Raw genomic sequence first — 1,542 nt, 5'->3', positions numbered from 1 at the left:
CCCCCCCCCGGCCGGATGCCCTCCACCGCCACTCGCGAACCGACGCCGTCCTGCAAGGTTTCGGCGATATGGACCTGAGCGATCGACGCGGCGGCGACGGCCTCGCCGAAACTGGCGTAGAGCTCGCCGACCTTGCGCCCGAGCGAAGCCTCTATCGCAGCTATGGCCTCGGCCTGCGGAAAGGTCTGCATCTTGTCCTGCAGCATGGCGAGATCGAGCGCTATGTCGTTGCCGACGACATCGGGCCGCGTCGCCAGGAACTGGCCGAGCTTGACATAGGATGGGCCGAGGCGGACGACGGCCTTGGCCAGCCGGTCGCCACGCTCATAGGCAAGCGCGCGGCGGCGGGTCAACAGCCGCGCCATCCGCCAGCCGAGTTTAGGCAGACCGAAGAGCTCGTCGCCCGGCAGCGCCGCGACTACGCCTTCGCGGACCAGCACCCAGCCAGCCCGCACGAGCCTGAAACCGGCGCCGACACTGCTCATGACTGCGCTCGCCTCAAAGCTTCCAGCCCGAATGAAGCGCAGCTATGCCGCCGGAATAATTGCGAAAAGAAGCGCGGTCGAAGCCGGCGCGGGAAATCATCGCCGCAAAATTCTGCTGATTGGGAAATTTGCGGATCGATTCGACCAAGTAGGAATAGGGCTCGCCGTCGCCGGTCACCGCCTTGCCGATCCTGGGGATGGCGTTGAACGACCACGCCTCATAGGCCTCGTCGAGCAGCGGCATGTCGACCTCGGAAAATTCGAGGCAGAGGAAGCGCCCGCCGGGCTTCAGCACGCGATAGGCTTCCGCAAGCGCCACATCGATGCGCGGCACGTTGCGAATGCCGAAAGCGATCGTGTAGGCGTCGAATATGGCCTCAGTGAAAGGCAGCTCCTCGGCATTGGCTTCGACGAAATCGGTGTTTGCCGTCAGGCCCTTTTTCTCGGCCCGGTCGCGGCCGACGGCGAGCATCGAGCCGTTGATGTCGAGAACCGTGGCCTGGGCGTTCCTGCCGCTCGCCTCGACGATGCGGGAGGCGATGTCGCCGGTGCCGCCGGCAACGTCGAGAACGCTCCAGCCCGGTCGTTTCGGTGGATTGAGCCATGTGACCATGGCGTCCTTCCACAGCCTGTGCAGCCCGGCCGACATCAGGTCGTTCATCAGATCGTAGCGGTTCGCGACCTTGTGGAAAACGTCATTGACCAGGGACTGCTTCTCGCCTGCCCCTACACGCTTGAAACCATAGGACGTTTCCATGCCGCCAACGGCCGTGGTTCTCTCAACCGACATTATTTTTGATCCGCCATAAAACCGGCGGGACCATAGCCGATCGATGGTGCCGACGCTATTGTTTAAGGCGCGGTGTTCGGCCGCGCTCCTCGGTCGTGAAATCGTACTTATGTCGACGAGCCGGAGACCTGACGGGATGATTGCATGCCTTTGAAAGCGGAACTGCACTGCCATATCGAAGGGGCAGCGGCGCCCGAACTCGTCATCCGCCAGGCGCAGAAATACGGCAAGGACACCTCGCGCTACATTCAGAATGGCTCTTTCGTC

General features: G+C 63.0%; 2 protein-coding genes and 1 pseudogene. 1 reads left to right on the top strand and 2 read right to left on the bottom strand.

Features of this window, described 5'->3' with window-relative positions; genetic code table 11:
* Together EOA85_RS35020 and ubiE are read right to left on the bottom strand one after the other, a co-directional pair.
* Positions 1-485, bottom strand: a 485-nt coding sequence (locus EOA85_RS35020) for an AarF/UbiB family protein (protein ID WP_245486331.1), incomplete at its 3' end; no start/stop codon positions are given.
* Positions 486-498: 13 nt separating this feature from the next.
* Positions 499-1,275: a bifunctional demethylmenaquinone methyltransferase/2-methoxy-6-polyprenyl-1,4-benzoquinol methylase UbiE gene (gene ubiE / locus EOA85_RS35015; RefSeq protein ID WP_127212708.1), complete on the bottom strand. Its 777-nt coding sequence runs from the start codon at positions 1,273-1,275 to the stop codon at positions 499-501.
* 144 nt (positions 1,276-1,419) lie between these two features.
* Between ubiE and EOA85_RS35010 the strand changes: the two are divergent.
* Positions 1,420-1,542: pseudogene (locus tag EOA85_RS35010) on the top strand (adenosine deaminase); the annotation flags it as partial.

The organism is Mesorhizobium sp. M5C.F.Ca.IN.020.29.1.1, assembly GCF_003997375.1.
Lineage (GTDB): Bacteria > Pseudomonadota > Alphaproteobacteria > Rhizobiales > Rhizobiaceae > Mesorhizobium > Mesorhizobium wenxiniae.
This window is presented reverse-complemented; position numbering and strand designations above follow the sequence as displayed.